This is a genomic window from Bradyrhizobium sp. S3.7.6 (assembly GCF_054061875.1).
Window position 1 is genome coordinate 7,218,002 of record NZ_JBSSEQ010000001.1, and the last position, 20,142, is coordinate 7,238,143.

Annotated in this window: 18 protein-coding genes and 1 pseudogene; 13 read left to right on the forward strand and 6 right to left on the reverse strand. The window is 66.2% G+C overall.

Annotated features, from left to right (window positions below; translation table 11 throughout):
* Positions 1-13 precede the first annotated feature (13 nt).
* The 9 genes and pseudogenes from scpA to ACVJ5M_RS35130 all read left to right on the forward strand — a co-directional run bounded on the left by scpA (position 14) and on the right by ACVJ5M_RS35130 (position 9,928).
* Complete coding sequence (scpA, locus tag ACVJ5M_RS35090; RefSeq protein WP_456679590.1) at positions 14-2,170, forward strand: methylmalonyl-CoA mutase; 2,157 nt, start codon at positions 14-16, stop codon at positions 2,168-2,170.
* Between the two features lie 37 nt (positions 2,171-2,207).
* The gene (locus ACVJ5M_RS35095) at positions 2,208-2,504 is read left to right on the forward strand and encodes a nucleotidyltransferase family protein (protein WP_063984599.1); all 297 of its coding nucleotides are present in this window, start codon (positions 2,208-2,210) and stop codon (positions 2,502-2,504) included.
* 32 nt (positions 2,505-2,536) lie between these two features.
* Positions 2,537-3,309 (forward strand): annotated as a pseudogene (locus tag ACVJ5M_RS35100) (RsiV family protein).
* A gap of 131 nt (positions 3,310-3,440) precedes the next feature.
* Positions 3,441-4,433: a tripartite tricarboxylate transporter substrate binding protein gene (locus tag ACVJ5M_RS35105; protein ID WP_028146998.1), complete on the forward strand. Its 993-nt coding sequence runs from the start codon at positions 3,441-3,443 to the stop codon at positions 4,431-4,433.
* A gap of 191 nt (positions 4,434-4,624) precedes the next feature.
* On the forward strand, positions 4,625-5,116 hold the full coding sequence (locus ACVJ5M_RS35110; protein ID WP_063984600.1) for a tripartite tricarboxylate transporter TctB family protein: 492 nt from the start codon (positions 4,625-4,627) through the stop codon (positions 5,114-5,116).
* A gap of 4 nt (positions 5,117-5,120) precedes the next feature.
* Positions 5,121-6,632 carry a tripartite tricarboxylate transporter permease gene (locus tag ACVJ5M_RS35115; protein ID WP_063984601.1) on the forward strand — a complete coding sequence of 504 codons (1,512 nt, stop codon included), beginning with the start codon at positions 5,121-5,123 and terminating at the stop codon, positions 6,630-6,632.
* A gap of 51 nt (positions 6,633-6,683) precedes the next feature.
* The gene (gene meaB / locus ACVJ5M_RS35120) at positions 6,684-7,673 is read left to right on the forward strand and encodes a methylmalonyl Co-A mutase-associated GTPase MeaB (RefSeq protein WP_063984602.1); all 990 of its coding nucleotides are present in this window, start codon (positions 6,684-6,686) and stop codon (positions 7,671-7,673) included.
* A complete protein-coding gene (locus ACVJ5M_RS35125) occupies positions 7,670-8,326 on the forward strand; it encodes a pyroglutamyl-peptidase I (RefSeq protein WP_063984603.1) in 657 nt (218 codons plus the stop codon). The genes meaB and ACVJ5M_RS35125 overlap by 4 nt, the downstream gene beginning before the upstream one ends.
* A 231-nt stretch (positions 8,327-8,557) precedes the next feature.
* Positions 8,558-9,928: a TIGR03808 family TAT-translocated repetitive protein gene (locus ACVJ5M_RS35130; RefSeq protein WP_063984604.1), complete on the forward strand. Its 1,371-nt coding sequence runs from the start codon at positions 8,558-8,560 to the stop codon at positions 9,926-9,928.
* Positions 9,929-9,956: 28 nt separating this feature from the next.
* Here ACVJ5M_RS35130 and ACVJ5M_RS35135 read toward each other — a convergent pair whose 3' ends face one another.
* From ACVJ5M_RS35135 to ACVJ5M_RS35150, 4 genes are all read right to left on the reverse strand, one after another.
* On the reverse strand, positions 9,957-10,679 hold the full coding sequence (locus ACVJ5M_RS35135) for a TIGR03809 family protein (protein ID WP_231145230.1): 723 nt from the start codon (positions 10,677-10,679) through the stop codon (positions 9,957-9,959).
* A 511-nt stretch (positions 10,680-11,190) separates the two neighbouring features.
* Entirely contained in the window at positions 11,191-12,897 is a 1,707-nt protein-coding gene (locus ACVJ5M_RS35140) for a S8 family serine peptidase (RefSeq protein WP_354099376.1), read from the reverse strand.
* 15 nt (positions 12,898-12,912) lie between these two features.
* Positions 12,913-13,602, reverse strand: coding sequence for a hypothetical protein (locus tag ACVJ5M_RS35145; protein WP_063984606.1), 690 nt, complete (start codon positions 13,600-13,602; stop codon positions 12,913-12,915).
* Positions 13,599-14,168: a sigma-70 family RNA polymerase sigma factor gene (locus ACVJ5M_RS35150; protein ID WP_008140099.1), complete on the reverse strand. Its 570-nt coding sequence runs from the start codon at positions 14,166-14,168 to the stop codon at positions 13,599-13,601. Before ACVJ5M_RS35150 ends, ACVJ5M_RS35145 begins: the two co-directional genes overlap by 4 nt.
* Before the next feature lie 433 nt (positions 14,169-14,601).
* On the opposite strand from ACVJ5M_RS35150, the gene ACVJ5M_RS35155 reads away from it, so the two are divergent.
* Positions 14,602-15,759 (forward strand): GGDEF domain-containing protein, encoded by a 1,158-nt coding sequence (locus ACVJ5M_RS35155; protein ID WP_063984607.1) that lies wholly within the window; start codon positions 14,602-14,604, stop codon positions 15,757-15,759.
* Positions 15,760-15,822: 63 nt separating this feature from the next.
* Positions 15,823-16,926, forward strand: a complete 1,104-nt coding sequence (locus ACVJ5M_RS35160) for a DUF2336 domain-containing protein (protein WP_063984608.1) — start codon at positions 15,823-15,825, stop codon at positions 16,924-16,926.
* Between the two features lie 10 nt (positions 16,927-16,936).
* Here ACVJ5M_RS35160 and ACVJ5M_RS35165 read toward each other — a convergent pair whose 3' ends face one another.
* Together ACVJ5M_RS35165 and ACVJ5M_RS35170 are read right to left on the reverse strand one after the other, a co-directional pair.
* A complete protein-coding gene (locus tag ACVJ5M_RS35165; protein ID WP_014496784.1) occupies positions 16,937-17,575 on the reverse strand; it encodes an NrsF family protein in 639 nt (212 codons plus the stop codon).
* 2 nt (positions 17,576-17,577) lie between these two features.
* Entirely contained in the window at positions 17,578-18,123 is a 546-nt protein-coding gene (locus ACVJ5M_RS35170) for a sigma-70 family RNA polymerase sigma factor (protein ID WP_028146986.1), read from the reverse strand.
* A gap of 289 nt (positions 18,124-18,412) precedes the next feature.
* On the opposite strand from ACVJ5M_RS35170, the gene ACVJ5M_RS35175 reads away from it, so the two are divergent.
* A complete protein-coding gene (locus ACVJ5M_RS35175; protein ID WP_063984609.1) occupies positions 18,413-19,048 on the forward strand; it encodes a hypothetical protein in 636 nt (211 codons plus the stop codon).
* 174 nt (positions 19,049-19,222) lie between these two features.
* Complete coding sequence (locus ACVJ5M_RS35180; RefSeq protein ID WP_063984610.1) at positions 19,223-20,002, forward strand: enoyl-CoA hydratase; 780 nt, start codon at positions 19,223-19,225, stop codon at positions 20,000-20,002.
* The last annotated feature ends 140 nt before the right edge of the window (positions 20,003-20,142 follow it).

Consider the following 20,142-nt stretch of genomic DNA (forward strand, 5'->3'; position numbering starts at 1 on the left):
TATGGTTGAAACCATGAGCCGCATTCCTGATTTCGCCGACGTCGCCTTCGAGCGAGCCGCGACCGCCGCGCCGACCGGCAGCGCCGAGCCGTGGCTGACGCCCGAGGGCATTCTGGTGAAGCCTGCCTACGGCGAGGCCGATCTCGCCGGGCTCGATTTCCTCGAGACCTATCCGAGCATCGCGCCCTACCTGCGCGGCCCTTACCCGACCATGTATGTCAATCAGCCCTGGACCGTCCGGCAATATGCCGGCTTCTCCACGGCGGAGGATTCCAACGCATTCTACCGCCGCAACCTCGCGGCCGGACAGAAGGGCCTCTCGGTCGCCTTCGACCTCGCCACCCATCGCGGCTATGACAGCGACCATCCGCGCGTCGGCGGCGACGTCGGCATGGCCGGTGTTGCCATCGATTCCATCTACGACATGCGCACGCTGTTCGCAGGCATTCCGCTCGACCAGATGAGCGTGTCCATGACCATGAACGGCGCGGTGCTGCCGATCCTCGCGCTATATGTGGCCGCCGCCGGCGAACAGGGCGTGCCGCCGGAAAAGCTCTCGGGCACCATTCAGAACGACATTCTGAAAGAGTTCATGGTGCGCAACACCTATATCTATCCGCCCGCGCCCTCGATGCGGATCATCTCGGACATCTTCGCCTATACCTCCACGAAGATGCCGAAATACAATTCGATCTCGATCTCCGGCTATCACATGCAGGAGGCCGGCGCGACGCAGGACCTCGAGCTCGCCTACACGCTCGCCGACGGCGTCGAATATCTCCGTGCCGGTCTTGCCGCGGGCCTGGATGTCGACCGCTTCGCGCCGCGCCTGTCGTTCTTCTGGGCGATCGGCATGAACTTCTTCATGGAAGTCGCCAAGATGCGCGCCGCGCGCCTGCTCTGGGCGAAGCTGTTGAAGCCCTTTAACCCGAAGGATCCGCGCTCGCTCTCGCTGCGCACGCATTGCCAGACCTCGGGCTGGTCCCTGACCGCGCAGGACGTGTTCAACAATGTGATGCGCACGACGGTGGAGGCGATGGCGGCGACGCAAGGCCACACCCAGTCGCTCCACACCAACGCGCTCGACGAGGCCTTGGCGCTGCCGACCGACTTCTCGGCGCGCATCGCCCGCAACACCCAGCTCTTCCTGCAGCAGGAGAGCGGCACCACCCGCATCATCGATCCCTGGGGCGGCTCCTATTATGTCGAGCGGCTGACGCGCGATCTCGCGGCGAAGGCGTGGGGCCACATCCAGGAGGTCGAGGAGCTCGGCGGCATGGCCAAGGCCATCGAGGCCGGCGTGCCAAAGCTGCGCATCGAGGAGGCCTCGGCCAAGACGCAAGCCCGGATCGATGCCGGCAAGCAGGCGGTGATCGGTGTCAACAAGTACAAGCCGACGGATGAGGCTCCCATCGACATCCTCAAGGTCGACAACACCAATGTCCGCCGCCTCCAGATCGACAAGCTGACGCGGCTGAAATCCGAGCGCAACCAGACCGACGTCGACGCGGCGCTTGCCGCGCTGACGCGCTCGGCCGGCGAAGGCAACGGCAATCTGCTCGCACTCGCGATCGACGCGGCACGGGCGAAGGCGACCGTCGGCGAAATCTCGGACGCGATGGAAAAGGTGTTCGGCCGGCACCGCGCCGAGATCAGGTCCATCACCGGCGTCTACAAGCGGGAGGCGTCCAGCATGGGTAACCAGGTCGAGAAGGTTCAGGCGCTGATCGACACCTTCGAGGAGGCGGAAGGCCGCCGGCCGCGAATCCTGGTCGCCAAGATCGGCCAGGACGGCCACGACCGCGGCCAGAAGGTGATTGCCTCGGCCTTCGCCGACATCGGCTTCGACGTCGACATCGGGCCGCTGTTTGCCACGGCGGATGAAGCTGCGCGGCAGGCGGTCGAGAACGACGTGCACATCCTCGGCGTCTCCTCGCTCGCCGCCGCCCATCTCACCGCAGTGCCTGAACTCAAGGCCGCGCTGAAGAAACAGGGCCGCGACGACATCATGATCATCGTCGGCGGCGTGGTGCCGCCGCAGGATTACGACGCGCTCTATGCGGCCGGCGCCGAAGCCATCTTCCCGCCGGGCACGGTGATCGCGGAAGCCGCCGAGGAGCTGATCCGCAAGCTGAATGCCCGGCTCGGGCATAGCGAGGCGGCGGAGTAGATGGTACGCTGGCCGCATCACCGGCCGGATTGTCTCCATGACACGTGATGAGCTCATCGCTGCGATACGCCAGAACGCTGATGCCATCAAAGCCAAGGGCGTCTCGAAGCTCGCCATCCTCGGCTGTCGGGCCGGCGACGATTATCACCCGCACAGCGACATCGATGTCCTGGTCGAGGTCGAACCGGAGGCCTCTTTCTCGCTGCTCAACCTGATCGACGTCGAGCAGATCATCGAGGATGCAACCGGCCTGCAGGCGCAGGCGACCGTCCGGCGCTCCGCCTCCCCCCACTCTGCGCAGCAGATCGCAGACGACATCCTCGAAATATTCTGACGCTCACGTAAGGAGCATTCCCCTTGAAGTTCATGATCGGTTTGAGCGTCGCCGTGGCGCTTAGCGCAACGTGCGTGATCTCCGCCCTCGCCGCGGACCCCAAGCCCGACGCCGTCATCAAGACCAAGAGCATCGACGCCCGCATCTTCCTCGACGACAGGATCAAGGCGGATGCAACGCTGGCGGCGGATTGCCTGGCCGAAGGCAGGAAGTGGCTCGACAAGAACGCGGCCGAGGCCGCCGCCTCGCGCAAGGAAGATCCGCAGTTCTTCAAGGAGGGCGGCTGGGATTTCGAACGCAAATATGCGATCCGCTCCGTGGTCGGCGATCGCTATGTCAGCGTCCTGCGCAACGACTACATGGACACTCATGGCGCGCATCCCAATTCGGACGTGAACACGATCCTGTGGGACAAGAGCGAGCACAAGCGCATCTCGATCCGCCCGTTCTTCACCGAGACCGCCGACAACGGGGCAACCATGAAGGCGATGGTGAAGGCCGTGATCGCTTCGCTGAGAGTCGAGAAGAAGAAGCGCGACACCAGCGAGACCGCGACCGACGAGTGGTTCAAGAGCGTCGAGCCGAGCCTGCTCAAGATCGGCCGGTGACGCTCGCGCCGTCAACCGAAGCGGGCAAGAGTTCCGGGCTCACCTTCCACTATCCGCCTTACGCGGTCGGCCCCTACGCCGAGGGCGAATATGTCGCCTTCGTGCCGTGGGAAACGCTGAAGACCTATCTCACGGCGGAAGGCATACGCATCTTCGGCGGCGCGCGGCCGAAGGGCGACGCCGAGGAGCCGCAGTGATGATGTTTTGAGCAGCGACACATTGCTCACAGCGCTGTGGTAGCGCTACCTTGCAGCGGCGCCGCAAAGCCGACTAGAATGCCTTCATTGACAAGAGCGCCCGGTGTCACGGGCGCCGCTGGGAGGCATTGATGTCCAAGATTTCGCGCCGCACTTTTGCGGCCTCTTCCGCCGCGATTGCCGCATCCGCCGCATTCGGTCTCACACCCGCGCGCGCACAGGCGTATCCGGCCCGGCCGGTCACCGTGATCGTGCCCTGGGGCGCCGGTGGCGGCACCGACGCGACTGCGCGCATTGTCGCAGCCCTGCTGGAAAAGGATCTCGGCCAGCCCTTCAACGTCGTCAACCGCACCGGCGGTTCGGGCGTGGTCGGCCATAGCGCGATCGCGACCGCACAGCCGGACGGCTACACGATCGGCATGCTCACCGTCGAAATCTCGATGATGCACTGGCAGGGCCTCACCGAGCTGACGCCGAAGAGCTACACGCCGCTGGCGCTGATGAACGAGGACCCGCCCGGCATCCAGGTCTCCTCCTCCTCGCCCTACAAGACCGTCAAGGAGCTCGCCGAAGCCATCAAGGCGGCGCCCCCCGGCAAGTTCAAGGCGTCGGGCACCGGCCAGGGCGGCATCTGGCATCTCGCGCTGGTCGGCTGGATGCAGGCGATGGGCCTGCCCGCCAACCAGGTCGCCTGGGTGCCGTCGAATGGCGCTGCGCCCGCGATGCAGGATCTCGCCGCCGGCGGCCTCGACCTCACGACGTGCTCGGTGCCGGAGGCGCGCGCCATCATCGAGGCGGGCAAGGCAAGGAGCCTTGCCATCATGGCGCCGGCGCGCAACCCGATCTTCAAGGACGTGCCGACGCTGAAGGAGGCGATGGGCATCGACTACGCAACCGGCGCCTGGCGCGGCATCGGCGCACCGAAGAACCTGCCGCCGGAGATCGCAACGAAGCTCACCGCAGCGCTGAAGAAGGTCTACGACTCCGCCGAGTTCAAGGACTTCATGAGCAACCGCGGCTTCGGCACGGTGTGGGGCGATGCCGGTCAGTTCGCAAGCTTCATGGACAAGGGCGACGCCCAGATGGGCGAGGCGATGAAGGCCGCCGGCCTGAGCAAGGCGTGATCCGCACCTGCGATGCTCTGATCGCCTCTCACCGCTTGCGGGGAGAGGCCGGAATTCGCGCGAAGCGCGGATTCCGGGTGAGGGGGACTCTCCACAAGTCCAATTCTCACCTTCCCCGCGGAGAGCCCCCCTCACCCCAACCCTCTCCCCGCGCGCGGGGAGAGGGAGAATACCTCGCATAGGATTCTCACATGCGTCTTCCCGACTCCGTCACGGGATCGTTTCTCGTCGTGCTCGGCGCGGCGGCTGCCTATGGCGGCTGGATCCTGCCGCCGGTGCCGGGGCAGCCGGTCGGCCCCAACGTATTTCCGCTCGTGATCGGTATCGGGCTCGCGCTGTGCGGGCTCGCGATCGTGTTCGGCATCGGCCATTCCTTCGAGGAGGAGGAAGAGCTGATCCCACTGGAAGACGGCCAAGCCGCCGCACCGCCGCCGCAGAGCAAGCTCTACGGCCTGCGCGCCCTGCTGCCGCCGGCGCTGCTGCTGTTCTACGTCGCCGCCGCCGACCGGCTCGGCTTCATCATCACCGCGGCAATCATGGTCTACGTCACCTCGACCGCGCTCGGGGCGAAGTGGAAGCTGGCGCTGCCGCTCGCGGCGCTGTCGCCGTTCGGCATCCACCTCATCTTCGGCAAGCTGCTGCGCGTGCCGCTCCCCGCCGGCCTGCTGCCGACGCCCTGGTGATCCCATGCTGAAAACCCTGATTGAAGCATTCGCGCTGATCTCCACCTGGGAGGTCATCATCGCGATGTTCGCAGCCTCCGTGTACGGCCTCGTGATCGGCTCGCTGCCCGGCCTGTCGGCGACGATGGCGACCGCCCTGCTCGTCCCCGTCACCTTCTACCTCTCGCCGATCGCGGCGATCGCAACCATTGTCGCGGCCTCCTCGATGGCGATCTTCTCGGGCGACATCCCCGGCGCGCTGCTGCGCATTCCCGGCACCCCCGCCTCGGCCGCCTATGCCGACGAGGCCTACGCCATGACGCGCAAGGGCCAGGCCGAGCTGGCGCTGGGGGCCGGCGTCTGGTTCTCCGCCATCGGCGGCATCGCCGGCGTGCTGTCGCTGATGATCCTGGCGCCGCCGCTCGCCGAGATCGCGCTGTCGTTCTCGACCTTCGAATATTTCTGGCTGGCGCTGCTCGGCCTGATGTGCGCCACTTTGGTCGCGCGCTCCTCGCCGGTGAAGGCGATCGCGGGCATGTTCCTCGGCCTGCTGGTGTCCTGCATCGGCATCGAGAATCCCGGCGGCGTGCCGCGCTTCACCTTCGGCATCACCGATTTGTTCGGCGGCATCGAGCCGATCCCGGCGCTGGTCGGCGTGTTCGCGGTGGCACAGGTGATGCGCGCGATGCTGACGCCCGAGCCGCCGCCGCTGCCGCGGCGAAAATTCGGAAGCATCATGGCCGGCCAGTGGAAGCTGACCAAGAAGTATCACTGGCAGATGACGCGTGGAAACATCATCGGCATCATCATCGGCGTGCTGCCCGGCGCTGGCGCCGACATGGCCGCCTGGGTCTCCTACGCGATGTCGAAACGCTTCTCCAAGGAGCCGGAGAAATTCGGCACCGGCCATGTCGAGGGCCTGGTCGAGGCCGGCGCCAGCAACAACGCCAGCATCGCCTCGGGCTGGGTGCCGTCGCTGCTGTTCGGCATTCCCGGTGACACCATCGCCGCGATCGCGATCGGCGTACTCTACATGAAGGGGCTCAATCCCGGCCCGACGCTGTTCACCGAGAAGGCGTCGAGCATGTACGCGATCTACCTGATGTTCATCATCGCGAACATCGTGATGATCCCGCTCGGCATCGCCATGATCCGGATCGCCGCCTACATCCTGCTGGCGCCGCGCTCCGCCATCATGCCGATCATCATGCTGTGCTGCGCGGTCGGCTCGTTCGCGATCGGCAACAACATGTTCGGCGTCGTCACCGTCGCCGCCTTCGGCATCATCGGCTATGTCATGGAGGCGAACGGCTATCCGGTGGCCGCGATGGTGCTCGGCATCGTCATGGGCACCATGGTCGAGCAGGCCTTCGTGACGTCGCTGATCAAGTCCGACGGCAGTATCCTGCCGTTCTTCGAGCGACCCGTCGCGGCGATCCTCGCCGCCATGGCGATCGGCGCGCTGCTCTGGCCGGTGCTGGTGTGGGTCTGGCGCAAGGTGAAGCCGGTGCAGACAGCGGCGGCAACGACTCGGTGATATCGGGCGAGCGGCCCTCGCCTGCCTCGGCGGGGCGTTGTAAAGCAGGGCATGACTGAGAAGAAGGCCTCGCTGGACATCAAGACCCTCGCCCGCGACTTGCGCGCCGGCAGTCGCGCGGCGCTCGCCCGGGCGATCACCCTGGCGGAGAGCCGGCGCGGCGACCATCAGGCGCTGGCGCGCGAGCTGGTGCAGATGCTGCTGCCCGACACCGGCAAGGCGGTTCGCGTCGGCATCACCGGCTCGCCCGGCGTCGGCAAGTCCACCACCATCGACGTGCTCGGGACGTACCTGATCGAACAGGGTAACAAGGTCGCGGTGCTCGCGGTCGATCCGTCCTCGGCGCGCAGCGGCGGCTCGATCCTTGGTGACAAGACGCGGATGGCGCGGCTGTCAGCCTCCAATGACGCCTTCATCCGTCCCTCCCCATCGTCAGGCACGCTCGGCGGCGTCGCCGCCAAGACGCGCGAGGCCATGCTGTTGTGCGAGGCCGCCGGCTTCGACGTCGTGCTGGTCGAGACCGTCGGCATCGGCCAGTCCGAGACCGCAGTCTGCGACATGACCGACTTCTTCCTCGCGCTGATGCTGCCGGGCGGCGGCGACGAGCTGCAAGGCATCAAGAAGGGTCTGGTCGAGCTCGCCGATATGATCGCGATCAACAAGGCCGACGGCGACAACCTCAAGCGCGCCAACATCACCGCCGCCGACTATCGCGGCGCGCTGCATATTTTGGCGCCGCGATCCGAGCATTGGCACCCGCCGGTCGAGACCTATTCGGCGCTGACCGGCGACGGGATCGCAAAACTCTGGCAGAAGGTTCTGGATCACCGCAAGGCGATGAACGCGTCCGGCGATTTCGCCGCACGGCGGCGCGAGCAGCAGGTGAAATGGATGTGGTCGATGCTGGAGCAGCGCATGCTGGCGCGGCTGCGCAGCGAGGCGTCGGTGCGGACCAAGGTCAGGAAGATCGAGGCTGAGGTGGCCGAAGGCCATCTCACGCCGGCACTCGCCGCCGAGCAGATTTTGGAGTTGCTGCAATGAGCGAAAAGCTCCGCATTCTCCTCACCGGGTTCGGACCGTTTCCCGGCGCGCCCTATAACCCGACCCAGCCACTGGTCGCGCGGCTGGCGCAATTGCGCCGTCCGGCGCTCGACGATGTCGCGCTCGCGAGCCACATCTTCCCGGTCACCTATGCCGCGGTCGACCGGCAATTGCCTGATGTGCTCGCGAAGGAACAGCCCGACGCGCTGCTGATGTTCGGCCTCGCCGCGCGTACGCCTTACCTCCGCATCGAGACCCGCGCACGCAACGCCGTCACCATGCTCTGGCCCGATGCCGCCAACACCCGCTCCAGCAAGCGCGGCATCGCCGGCCATGCGGACGCGATGACGTTCGGTCCGCACACGGCAAGGCTGCTGCGCGCCGCGCGCCTCACCGGCATCGACGCGCGCGCCTCGCGCGATGCCGGCGCCTATCTCTGCAATTATCTGAGCTGGCGCGCGATCGAGAATGTGAGGGCGGGCGGACCGCAGCTTGCGGCGTTCATCCACATTCCCCTGCTCGCCCGCAGCGGCGCGGTGCGGCGCAAGGGCGCAGCCCGGATTACGCTGGAGGAGCTGGTGGACGCGGGGGAAGCGATGCTGATGGAGCTGGTGGGGCTGGCAAGGAAGCAGCGGAACACTCAGATTTCGTAGGGTGGCAAAGGCGCGTCGCGCCGTGCCCACCATACATCCGCATTCGTGTAACAATGGTGGGCACGCTTCCGCCTTCGCTCTTCGAGCTACGGCGGACAAGTCGCTTTGCCCACCCTACGGCACCGTCTTTGCGGTAAACATTTAACCCTACCGCGAACAATCCTCACCGCCCCAGCCACCCTGCGCTACCTAGTCGGTCGCGGACCTCCCGCGTCCGCCGAAGGATGCGTCATGGACCTCAATCGCCGTCATCTCATCGGAGCTTCGACCGCAGGCATCGCGGGCGCCCTCGCCATGCCGGCCGACGCCGCGCGCGCGGCGCCGCTGACGTCCCTGCTCGGCCGCGATGCCACGCAATACGGCGTGCGGCCCGGCAGCAGCGAGGACCAGACCCGCGTGCTCCAGCGCGCCATCGACGACGCTGCGCGGGCACAGATGCCGCTGGCGCTGCCACCCGGCATCTACCGCAGCGGATTGCTGCGGTTGCCGAATGGCGCCCAGCTGATCGGCGTGCGCGGCGCGACAAAAATCATCTTCACCGGCGGGGCCGCAGCGATCCAGAGCGACGGGTCGGACTCGATCGGCCTGACCGGCCTCATCTTCGACGGCGGCGGCATCCCGCTGCCGACGCGGCGCGGACTGATCCATGTCCTCGGCGGGCGTGACGTCCGCATCACCGATTGCGAGATCACCGGCTCCGGCGGCAGCGGCATCTGGCTCGAGCAGGTGTCCGGCGACATCTCGGGCAACATCTTCACCAACATCGCGGTGACGGCAGTCGTCTCGTTCGACGCCAAGGGCCTCAGCGTGTCCCGCAACACCATCATCGGCACCAACGACAACGGCATCGAGATCCTGCGCACCGCAATCGGCGACGACGGCACGCTGGTCACTGACAACCGCATCGAGGACATCAAGGCCGGCCCCGGCGGCTCGGGCCAGTACGGCAACGCCATCAACGCGTTTCGCGCCGGCAACGTGATCGTGCGCGGCAATCGCATCAGGAACTGCGATTACTCGGCGGTGCGCGGCAATTCGGCGTCGAACATCCACATATCAGGCAACAGCGTCAGCGACGTGCGCGAGGTCGCGCTCTATTCGGAGTTCGCGTTCGAGGCCGCGATGATCGCCAACAACACGGTCGATGGTGCCGCCGTCGGCGTCTCCGTCTGCAATTTCAACGAAGGCGGCCGCATCGCGGTGGTCCAGGGCAACATCATCCGCAATCTGATCCCGAAGCGGCCGATCGGCACCGCCCCCGACGACGATGCCGGTGTGGGCATCTACATCGAGGCTGACAGCTCCGTGACCGGCAATGTGATCGAGAACGCGCCGTCCTATGGCATCGTCGCCGGCTGGGGCAAATATCTGCGCGACGTCGCGATCACGGGCAATGTGATCCGCAAGGCGCTGGCCGGCGTCGGCGTCTCCGTGGTGTCCGGCGCAGGCACCGCGCTCGTCAACAACAACATGATCTCGGAAACCCCGCGCGGCGCCGTGGTTGGGCTCGATCACGCCCGTGCAGTGACGTCGGATCTGTCGGCCGACGGCGCACAGCGCTTTGCGCAGCTGGTGGTCGGCGGCAATGCGGTGCGGCGGTAGCTGCCGCCCTCATCCCGGCGCCCAAACGCTAGAACGCGTTCCTCAGCAGCGGGTACTTCGCTTGCAGGCCGTCGAGGCTGAAGGTGAATTCGACGACGCGCTCGGGTGCGGCGACGATTTCGGCGGCGGGCGGGGCGAACTGCGGCAGAAGCGTTGCCATTGCAGCAGGCGTGGCGGGGGGCGCCTTCACGGCAGGTGCGGTGAACGCCGCCTTCACGGCAGGCGTGGTGAACGCCGCCATTGCGGCAGGCGCGGCGACCGGCGACCTCACGGCGGGTGCGGTGAGTGGCGCCCGCGCAGCGGGAGCCTTGAGCGGCGCGACAGCGGCCGGCGCAGTGAACAATGCCATCGCAGCAGGCGTCGCTCGCGGCACGAGCGGGGCTTCGGTGATTTCGGCAAGGACCTCCGGCTTGGCTGCGAGCCTGACCGGGACGGTGGTCTCCGCGGCGATGCGGACGGCCTTCGGCTGCACGGTCTGCGCCTGTTGGTCGCGCGGAAACACGCGGGGCATGGTCGCCGGCGACCAGCCGAATACGGGCGAGACACTCGCGGCCGCCGCGGCCACGTCAGCACCGGTCGCGAGAGCGCGCCAGGTCTGGACGGCGCGCTTGGCTTCCTGGATGTTTTCGAGGAATGCGATCTCGGAGTGATAGCGGCGCCACCGTCCGGTCTCGAACATTTCGGAGAGATGTTCCAGCCGCTGCTCGGCGAGAGCGCACCAGCGTGCCGCAATGTCGCGGCCACGCGCCACGTCGCGAACAGCCTCTTGGCGATGTGTCATAAACCAGCCCGTTGGGAGAAAAATACGGACGCGACGCAACGCACACGAATCAATTTAGACGCGACATGAATATTTTGTGGAAAAGTTTTGACTTGTCCAGCAACGACACGCCGGTCGTCGTCAATCACCGTAGTCGTGCGGACAATTGCTGTGTTTTCGAGTCAAGCTTCGCACAAGCATAACCGGCCTGCGGGGCGACTCGCGGACGCCGACAAGGGGCGCCGCCACGTTCGTTCAACCGGAAGCTGATCGCGCCGAGCGGTTCAAGAAATCAGACGCCTGAAAAGAAAAGACCCGTCCGGGGGGACAACCGGACGGGTCGAGCCATATGGGCGCTTGGGGTGGATGGGCGCTCGCGCCTGATATGACTTATGGGGAGGGATGACCGCTCCCACATAATTTGGTCGTGGCAGCCGGCTGAACGTTCAATGCGGCGTTCGATTTCTTGGCCCTCGCACCGCGCGCAAAGTTGTCGCAGCCGCTATCGCGTCGCCGGCCTATCCGCCTGAGAAATCGTGGATTTATCGCCTGCGCTCGACAGCGAGGGTTGTTCGATCGCGCGGACGCCAGGCTCGTCGCGACGCTTCTCGGCATCTTCACGTTTTGTTGTACCCGACGCAGCCGCAACAGGCGTCGCGTTGTCGACGGGAACGGCCATCACCGCGGCAAACGCGTCGGCCTCACCGTCGCCGAAGAGATCATCACGGCCGGGTGAACCGAGGTCGCGCGCTGTCTTCGCCAGCGTCATGCGCAGCGCCTCCGGCTTGAGCGTGTAATTGCGCTCGAGCAGCAGCGCGGCGACGCCCGAGACATAGGCGGCCGAGAACGAGGTCCCCGAGGTCATCTGGTACTTGCCGTCCGGCGCGGGAAGGAAGATGTCGACGCCAGGCGCCGCCAGCGCGATGTAATTGCCGCGGTTGGACGCCGAGAACAGCTTGTCCTGCTGGTCGGTCGCGCTGACCGCGATCAGGTTGGGATTGGCGGCCGGATAGAGCGGCGGCGATTTCGCGCCGGCATTGCCGGCGGCCGCGATCAGCACCAGCCCGCGGGCGGCGGCCGCCGCGATGGCGCGCTCGATCACGGCGTCCTTCGGACCGGCAAAGCTCATATTGACGATCTGCGCGCCGTGCTCGGCGGCGTAATTCAGCGAGCGCAGGACGATGTAGGACGAGCTCTGGGCTCCACCCGTCGAGCCGCCAAAGGCGCGGATGGCGATGATGCGCGCTTCGGGCGCGCTGCCCATCAGCTTGGCATGCGCCACGATGGCACCGGCAATGCCGGTGCCATGGACATGCGGGCCCTCGGCGCTGCCGAGCGCATCAAAGTTGTCGGCGATGGAATGGGCGAGCTCGGGATGTTGGGCGTCGATGCCGGAGTCGATCACGGCAACCGTCACGTTGGCGCCGTGCGCCAGCGTATGCGCTTGCGGCAGGCGAAGCCTGGCCAGCGCGTATTGCGCGGGATCGCCCTCGGTAGGCACCGACGATTTCTGATCCTGGAGCACGTAGCGGAAGTTCGGCTGGACCGAGCGCACGCTGCCGTCGGCGGCGAACTCACGCCGCACCGTCTCGGAAGGCCGGCCGTCCGTGATGCGGAACAGGCCGAACGTCGCCCCGATCAGCGGGAAATTCTCGGATGAGACACGCGTCAGGCCGTGGCGACGCGCAAGCTCGTCGGCTTCGGTCGCCGACAGCGCGCCGTCGATCTCGGCCACGAATTCGTTGGCGAAGGTGCGCAAGTCGACGGCGGCCGGCGTGCTGTTGCCCCGCCCCTTGCCGGCGCTCTTCTTGCCCGATTTGCCCGTGCCATCGCCGCCTGCGCCCGGCTGCGCCAGGCATTCGCCGTCGGCGTCGCGATAGGGGGCGGTGCAGGCGGGGTACAGGTTCGGCGAATAGCGCGCATAGGGCAGCACCGGTCTCATCCGCGCCGTGGTGGTGGTACGCGGGATAGCAGGGATAGAACGCGGGCCGGGGCCGACGCCGACAGCCCGCGCACCGACACCGGGGCTGACGCGCGCGGCGATGCTGGGAGAGATGGTCGGGGTGCGCGTGGGGACGCTGATCGTCGGCGTGCGCATGATCGCCTGCGCCTGCGCAACCTCGACGCCGAGACCGGCGAGCAGGAGTGCAGCTCCGACCGATGAAGCGTAGGCCCCGGCTCGCGACTTACTCTCGGACTTGCGCGTCATCGGTGCAGCGGCGCCTTACGGCGCCGCAACGGCGAGGTTGACGAACTTCTCGCGCGACATCCTGCCGAGCAGCGAGGCGAGCTCGTCCCGGCCCATCGCCTTATCGAACTGGAGACGGAACATGCCGCCCTTGGCATCGCCGATGATCGAAGCCTGGTAGCTGTCGAGCAGCGCGGTGATGTCGGCGACGCGCGCCTCGGGCGTGAAGCGCACCAGCGCGCGCGCAGGTGGAGCTCCAAGCTCACGCGTGATCGGCGCGCCGACCGACAGCGAAGCGGTCTCGAAGGTCGCGGGCTGGGTCTTCATCAGCACGGCGCCGATGATGCCGGCCTGGAGCAGCAGCGCGATGGCACCCAGGCTCGCCGACCAGGCCAGCGTACGCGGCGACAGGCTCGAGAAGAAGGTCGCGATGCGCGCCGAGAGCGGCAGCGAACCGACCGGCCGCGCCGGCTCGGCATCGATCGCGGCGAACAGCTTCTGCATCGCCCGCGCCGACGGGGCCCCTAAGCTCTCGTTCAGATGGATGGTCTCTTCGTACTCGCCGCGGATCGCGGCATATTGCTTTGCAAGCGCCGGATCACGCGCCAGCGCTTCCTCGACGCGGCGAGCGTCACGCGCGTTCAGCGTACCGGCGGCGTGCCAGGGCAGTAGCAGTTCAATTTCACTGGGCTCTTGCTCCAGCATCTTTTTGCTCAATGCCATCATGGCCAGCCTCGCTCAACGCCGGCTGCCTTCAGCAGTTCGGCCAGTTTCTTGCGCGCATAGAACAAGCGCGTCTTCACAGTGTTCTCCGGAATACCGACGATTTCGGCCACTTCTTCCACGGATTTCTCGTGGTAGTAGACGAGATCGACGATTTCCCGGTGGTCCGGCGAGAGGCCCGTCAGACACTCCCGCAACGCTTCACTGGTATCCTTTTTCTGCACCGCGATTTCCGGATCGTCAGACGAATCCTCGATCGCGTTGGCAGCTTCGTCGTCCAACCCAACGTCCTTCCTGCGCCGGAGCGCAGACAGGGCCTTGAATCGGGTGATTGCCAGCAGCCAGGTGGAAACGGCGGATCGACCCTCGAACTTGCCGGCTTGACGCCAGACGTCGAGAAACACCTCGCTGATGAGGTCTTCCGCCGCCTGCTCGTCCCGCACGAGCCTTAGCCCGAACCTGTAGACCCTGACATGGTGCCGCCCGTACAGCACCTGCATGGCGAGCCGGTCACCTTGAGCGATCCTGGCGATGAGGACCTCGTCCGAAGCCGCCTGTGTCACGCTCAATGCCCGTCTCGCAAAGTTGGTCGGGTCGGCGCGGCGGACGGTTCGACGGGCGGGGCGAAATTCTTCAGCCTACCGCAGTCACACGGGGGTCTGTGTGATCTACCCCACATACGCGAATTTTCCTTTTGCCACCCGCGGCGGTTGGCCGGCTCGCTCGATAACGGTAACATAGTAATGAAGCATTCCCTGCGCAATGCCGTCCGGCGCGGACGGCCCGACATGATGGAACCATAGCAGCCCTGCACGACGTATGTCTCACCAAGCCCTGCTTTGGCTCGACCCCGTCGCCAACGATGCCTAATCGCCGGCAAATTTCCCCGCCGGCCACTGTCACCCTGTTGCGCGCTGCACCGTTTGGATTCGATTTCGAAGGATACCAAACCTAAAGGCTTGCCGCGTAGATTTTTGGGCGACATTCACCCTTGGCGGGACAATGAGCACGGCCGCGACGACCTTACCGGAGAGGAATGCCGCTGAGGTCGCGGATCTCGTTCTCATGCCCGACGCGGCTGCGCCCGAGGTACGAGCACGCCGGGTCCGGCAACGCCGGCAGATGTATGTCGGCCAGGTCGCAAGCTACTCGCTCGGCGCCTTCGTGCTGCTGATCTATGCCCATGACGGCGTCGTCCCGATGAACGTTCCGTCGCTGTTCTGGGTCGGCGGCCTGATGATCATCGGCATCTTCGTCGTGATGTCGGAAGCCGGCGTCGGCGACAGACACAGCGACCATTATCTCACCGTCTTCCAGATCTCGGCGCACATGGCGCTGCAGTTCATCTTCCTGGTGTCGGTGCCGACCCTCGGCATCGCCTTCATCAGCGTGCTGTTCCTGATCTTCGCCTTCGGCACGCTGCGCATGACCTCGGCGCAGGCGATGTTCACCTGGGCGATCGCGACGACCTGCCTCGCGGCCGTCTTCCTCGCCTCCGACCTGCCGATCGGCATGCCAGTCGCCACGAAGCTCCAGCGGACCGCCTCGATGCTGTGCTTCGTCCTGGTGATCGGCCAGTGCGCCTTCCTCGGCCTGTTCGGCGCCACCCTGCGAAAGGTCCTGTACCGGCGCAGCATCGAGCTGAAGGCCGCCTATCAGCGCATCGAGGAGCTAGCCGAGCTCGACGAGCTCACCGGCTCCTACAACCGCCGCTGCATCATGCGGCTGCTCGATGCAGAGGTCGAAAAGTCGCAGCTGGCGTCCGCACCTTGCGCCATCGCGCTGATCGACCTCGACTGGTTCAAGCGCATCAACGACGCCCACGGCCACCCCGTCGGCGACGAGGTGCTGCGCACCTTCGCCATCACCATTTTTGCAAATATCCGCCCGGCCGACTTTTTCGGCCGCTATGGCGGCGAGGAATTTCTGCTGCTGCTGCCGGGCACCGACGGCGGCGCGGCGGGGCGCATGCTCGAGCGGCTGCGCGGCATCGTCGCCGATCTCGACTGGAGTGCATTTTCCCCGGGCATGCGGGTGACGATTTCCGCGGGCGTCGTGACGCTGCGCGACAACGATACTGCCGACACGTTTCTCGCACGCGCCGACAGCGCGCTTTATTCCGCCAAGGCGCAAGGGCGCAACCGTATTGCAACGAGCTGACTAATCCATTTTTTCCTAGCTGCGCGGAAGCCGCAGCCGGACCGAACGCTCCAGGACAGGGCCATGAGATCGAAATCCGAAAAACCATCCGAGAACCTGCTTGAGGAATTGCAGACCGCGCTCTCGCACGGCACCGTCGCGCGCCGGGTCGAGGCCCTGCGCCGCGTCACCGATCTCTTCATCAACAATGCGGTGGATTATTCCGACGAGCACATCAGGGTGTTCGACGACGTGTTCCAGTGCCTGATCGAGCAGATCGAGGCCTCGGCGAGAACGCTGCTCGCCAACCGTCTCGCGCCGATCGCGGCCGCGCCGCCCAAGATCATCCGCACGCTCGCGCTCGACGAGGTGATCGAAGTCTCCGGACCCGTGCTCTCGAAATCGGAACGGCTGGACGAGGCGACCCTGATCGAGATCGCGCGCACCAGGAGCCAGGCGCATCTCAAGGCGATCTCGCTGCGGCGGGTGCTGTCGGAAGCACTGACCGACGTGCTGGTGGCGCGCGGCAACGAAGACGTCGTGCAATCGACCGTCAGCAATCCGGGCGCGCAGCTCTCCGAGGGAAGTTTCACCGACCTCGTCACGCGCGCCGAACGCGACGATGACCTCGCCACCTGCATCGGCCTGCGGCCCGACCTGCCGCGCCATCACTACCTGAAGCTGATCGCCAAGGCGTCCCTGAGCGTGCGCAGGAAGCTCGAGACCGCGCATCCGGAGCTCGCGGACGAAGTGTCCAGCGTGGTCCAGGAAGCGACCCAGCGGGTCCGCGCCGCCGCCATGACCAGGCAGACCGAAATGGCGCGCGCGCTGGTGAGATCGCTGCACGAGGATGGTCGTCTCAACGAGTTCCAGGTCACCAGCTTCGCCGAGCAGGGCAAGTTCGACGAGACCAATGCGGGGCTCGCGGCGCTCGCGGGCGTCGCGGTCGAGACCGCCGAGAACATGATGATCGAGAGCCGCAACGAGGGTGTGATGGTCCTCGCCAAGGTCGCGGGCATGCAATGGTCGAGCGTCCGCGCGATCATCGCCATGCGCGAAAAGCTCTCGGGCGGCTCGAAGACCGACATGCTGACGCTGCGCGATGCCTACGAGGCCCTGCGCTCATCGACCGCGCAGCAGGTGCTGCGCTTCCACCGCATGCAGCAGGGCACGACGCCGGTGGCGTGAGGCCGGCGCGCTAGTAGCGCAAAACTTTCGAACCCGCGTAGGCGCCGATCGCGGTCACGAGCGCCGTCGCGATCGTGTACCAGGTCGCGACGAACAGCGGCGAGTCGTCGGTGCAGTGCGAGGCGTAGAGCGTTGCGGCAAGGCCGGCCGACAGCAGGCCGGCGAGCGCGCCGGCGAGTGCAGGATGCGACGGCGCGCCGTGGCGCAGGCCGAACAGCGCGCCCGCAAGCAGCGGCAGCGACATCGCGGGGATCGCGAGCATGCACACCCGGGAGTTCTTGCCCACCAGCCGCATCGTCATCGGCATCGCCGGAGCCATCATGGTCTCGCTGCCGATCGCAACCGCAAGCAGGCCGACGGGAAGCAGCAGCAGCCAGCCCCAGCCGCGCATCAAGGCTTCGGGCCGCGACAGATGCAGGCTGACGATGATCGCGGGGATCGCAAGCGACAGCGTGACCGCGAACTTCGTGTCGAAGAACGGATTATGCATCGCGGTCATCACGTCGGGCCGCACGCCCAGGAAGCTGGCGAAGATCAGGATCGAGAACGGTGCCGCCACCAGCAGCGCCATCGTCAGCACGGCGCCGACGCGCGGCGCGCGATGCGCGTTGTCGGCCGCGAGCGAGCGAATGAGTTGATCGGTATCCATGACTAGTGGTCCCGCAGTTTGGCAGTCAGCGCCGCAAGTCCGCGATGCAGCGCGACCCGCACCGCACCTTCGCTCATCGAAAACTTTGACGCCGTGTCCTTGATCGAAGCGCTGTCGACGGCGATCGACTGCAGCACGTCGCGCTGGCGCTGCGGCAGCGTATCGAGCTGCGTTGCGACCTCGGCCGCCGAGGCTGTCTCCTGCGGCGCCTCGCCCGGCAGCGTCTCGGCGAAATCGTCGATGTTGACGAAGACCCGCCGGCCCCGCCGCCGGAGCGCATCGATCAGCTTGTTGCGCCCGATCGCAAACAGCCACGGGGCGAAGGGGGCTTCGCTGTCCCAGGTGTGCCGCTTCAGATGCACCGCCAACAAAATCTCCTGCACGATATCCTCGGCCTGGTCGGGAGGCTGCCCTGCCCGCGCCAGACCCCGCCTCGCGGCAGCGCGCAGCACAGGCGTGACCGCCTTCAACAGGCGATGATACGCCGCATCATCGCCTGCCATGGCCGACCGCATCAGGCCGGTCCACTCGTCCTCACGTCCGCGCACGCGCCCTCACCATGCAATTCGGCAGCTCTTTCAGTTTGTTACGCCGGCACCAGAACGATCACGACTTCGTGATCTTCGCCGTGCCTCGCCACGCGATGCGGCCGTCGAAACCCGCGACGGCTCATAACACCGATCGGTCCCGTCCGCATCCGGCGGCCGGTTGCGAGGCGGCGGTTTGCCCCGCTTTTGCCCGGGATAGCCCGAAGATTCCCATTTTTTGCCCCGCTGTGGTCACGCCCCAGGGGCTCTGTTCGGTCCCGGGACAGGCGGAATTGGGGAGATCGTCAACATGATGAAAGCCAGCGGGCGCGCCGCACTGATTCTTCTTGCCGGCCTTTTCGTGCTGGTCGGAGCCGCTGCACAGGCGGCACCGAGTTCAGCCGCAAGCAGCAAATCGGACAGCGCGAGCAACCAGGCCGACGTAGTCAAGCCGAGCAAGCAGCGGCACCATGCATCGCGCCACCGCGACAGCGGCAAGACGGCGCAGAAATCCGACGACAAGGCCGACAAGAAGGACGGCGCGGCGAAGGCCGAAAACGACGTGCCGGCCTTGAGCCAGATGCCGCCGGCAGTCGCCAACGCCAACGCGCAGATCGCCGCAGCCGATACGCCGACGGCTGCCGCGGCCTCCGCGTTGACCGGCCGCGCCAACGACAACGTTCAGGCTGCAGCCGATAATACCACCGCGCCGAATGACGAGGCTCAGGTGGTGGCGCCCGATCAGCTCAACGACATCGACCGCGCCCTCCAACAGGACCCGCCGGCACAGAAGGCGGTGATCGCCGCAACCGACGCGCGGCCGGCGCCGGTGATGGCGAGCAGCCACAGCTCGGCCTGGGACCAGAGCTCGCTGATCGGCAAGATCTTCATCGGCGTCGGCACGCTGCTGACGCTGGCCTCTGCCGCACGCATGTTCTTCGCTTGATGCTTGGCCTGATTTTTGGCCTGATTTTTGGCCTGATTTTGGGGTGAGGGACCTCGTCCGGAACGCGCGTCTCGCCGCGCGTTCCGGACGGCCTCGTTCCGACAGCTTTTCGGCCCTTGAAGCCCACCGCGCCAGCGGGCACATTGCCCGCCCAATCAAACGCGTGGGTGGAGCATGAGCACGTTCGAACACATCATCGTCGAGAGCAAAGGCGCGGTCGGCATCATCAAGCTGAACCGGCCGAAGATGCTCAATGCGCTCTCCTTCGGCGTCTTCCGCGAGATCGCCGCGGCCGTCGACGATCTCGAGGCCGATGACGCCATCGGCTGCATCGTCGTGACCGGCAGCGAGAAGGCCTTTGCCGCCGGCGCCGACATCAAGGAGATGCAGCCGAAAGGCTTCATCGACATGTTCTCCGAGGATTTCGCCGCGATCGGCGGCGACCGCGTCGCGCGCTGCCGCAAGCCGACCATCGCCGCGGTCGCGGGCTATGCGCTCGGCGGCGGCTGCGAGCTCGCCATGATGTGCGACTTCATCATCGCCGCCGACACCGCCAAGTTCGGCCAGCCCGAAATCACGCTCGGCACCATTCCCGGCATCGGCGGCACCCAGCGCCTGACCCGCGCGATCGGCAAGTCGAAGGCGATGGACCTCTGCCTCACCGGCCGCATGATGGATGCGGCGGAAGCGGAGCGCTCAGGCCTCGTCAGCCGCATCGTGCCCGCCGACAGGCTCATGGACGAGGTCATGGAAGCCGCCGAGAAGATCGCATCGATGTCGCGGCCCGCCGTCGCCATGGCCAAGGAAGCGGTCAACCGCGCCTTCGAGACCACGCTCGCCGAAGGCATGAGCGTCGAGCGCAACCTGTTTCACGCGACCTTCGCGCTGGAGGACCGCTCCGAGGGCATGGCGGCGTTCATCGAGAAGCGCAAGCCGGTGAACAAGAACCGGTAATAGCCGCGGGCGGTCAGGCTGGTGTAAGGCTTCGCCGCTCTGGTGCAGAAACCCTGTGACGCACCTGCAACAAGCACGGAATAGATGGGGGTTTTCCCCGCGGCAGTTTGCCTGCGGGACCCCGGCTGGTTAAACAGTTA

What these genes read in the sequence shown, in the direction of transcription:
- ACVJ5M_RS35105 (WP_028146998.1), top strand. Translation starts at nt 3,441, where the DNA reads ATGTCCAAGATTTCGCGCCGCACTTTTGCGGCCTCTTCCGCCGCGATT.
- ACVJ5M_RS35110 (WP_063984600.1), top strand. Translation starts at nt 4,625, where the DNA reads ATGCGTCTTCCCGACTCCGTCACGGGATCGTTTCTCGTCGTGCTCGGC.
- ACVJ5M_RS35175 (WP_063984609.1), top strand. Translation starts at nt 18,413, where the DNA reads ATGATGAAAGCCAGCGGGCGCGCCGCACTGATTCTTCTTGCCGGCCTT.
- ACVJ5M_RS35155 (WP_063984607.1), top strand. Translation starts at nt 14,602, where the DNA reads ATGAGCACGGCCGCGACGACCTTACCGGAGAGGAATGCCGCTGAGGTC.
- ACVJ5M_RS35160 (WP_063984608.1), top strand. Translation starts at nt 15,823, where the DNA reads ATGAGATCGAAATCCGAAAAACCATCCGAGAACCTGCTTGAGGAATTG.
- meaB (WP_063984602.1), top strand. Translation starts at nt 6,684, where the DNA reads ATGACTGAGAAGAAGGCCTCGCTGGACATCAAGACCCTCGCCCGCGAC.
- ACVJ5M_RS35180 (WP_063984610.1), top strand. Translation starts at nt 19,223, where the DNA reads ATGAGCACGTTCGAACACATCATCGTCGAGAGCAAAGGCGCGGTCGGC.
- ACVJ5M_RS35125 (WP_063984603.1), top strand. Translation starts at nt 7,670, where the DNA reads ATGAGCGAAAAGCTCCGCATTCTCCTCACCGGGTTCGGACCGTTTCCC.
- scpA (WP_456679590.1), top strand. Translation starts at nt 14, where the DNA reads ATGAGCCGCATTCCTGATTTCGCCGACGTCGCCTTCGAGCGAGCCGCG.
- ACVJ5M_RS35115 (WP_063984601.1), top strand. Translation starts at nt 5,121, where the DNA reads ATGCTGAAAACCCTGATTGAAGCATTCGCGCTGATCTCCACCTGGGAG.
- ACVJ5M_RS35130 (WP_063984604.1), top strand. Translation starts at nt 8,558, where the DNA reads ATGGACCTCAATCGCCGTCATCTCATCGGAGCTTCGACCGCAGGCATC.
- ACVJ5M_RS35095 (WP_063984599.1), top strand. Translation starts at nt 2,208, where the DNA reads ATGACACGTGATGAGCTCATCGCTGCGATACGCCAGAACGCTGATGCC.
- ACVJ5M_RS35140 (WP_354099376.1), bottom strand. Translation starts at nt 12,897, where the DNA reads ATGACGCGCAAGTCCGAGAGTAAGTCGCGAGCCGGGGCCTACGCTTCA.
- ACVJ5M_RS35145 (WP_063984606.1), bottom strand. Translation starts at nt 13,602, where the DNA reads ATGATGGCATTGAGCAAAAAGATGCTGGAGCAAGAGCCCAGTGAAATT.
- ACVJ5M_RS35165 (WP_014496784.1), bottom strand. Translation starts at nt 17,575, where the DNA reads ATGGATACCGATCAACTCATTCGCTCGCTCGCGGCCGACAACGCGCAT.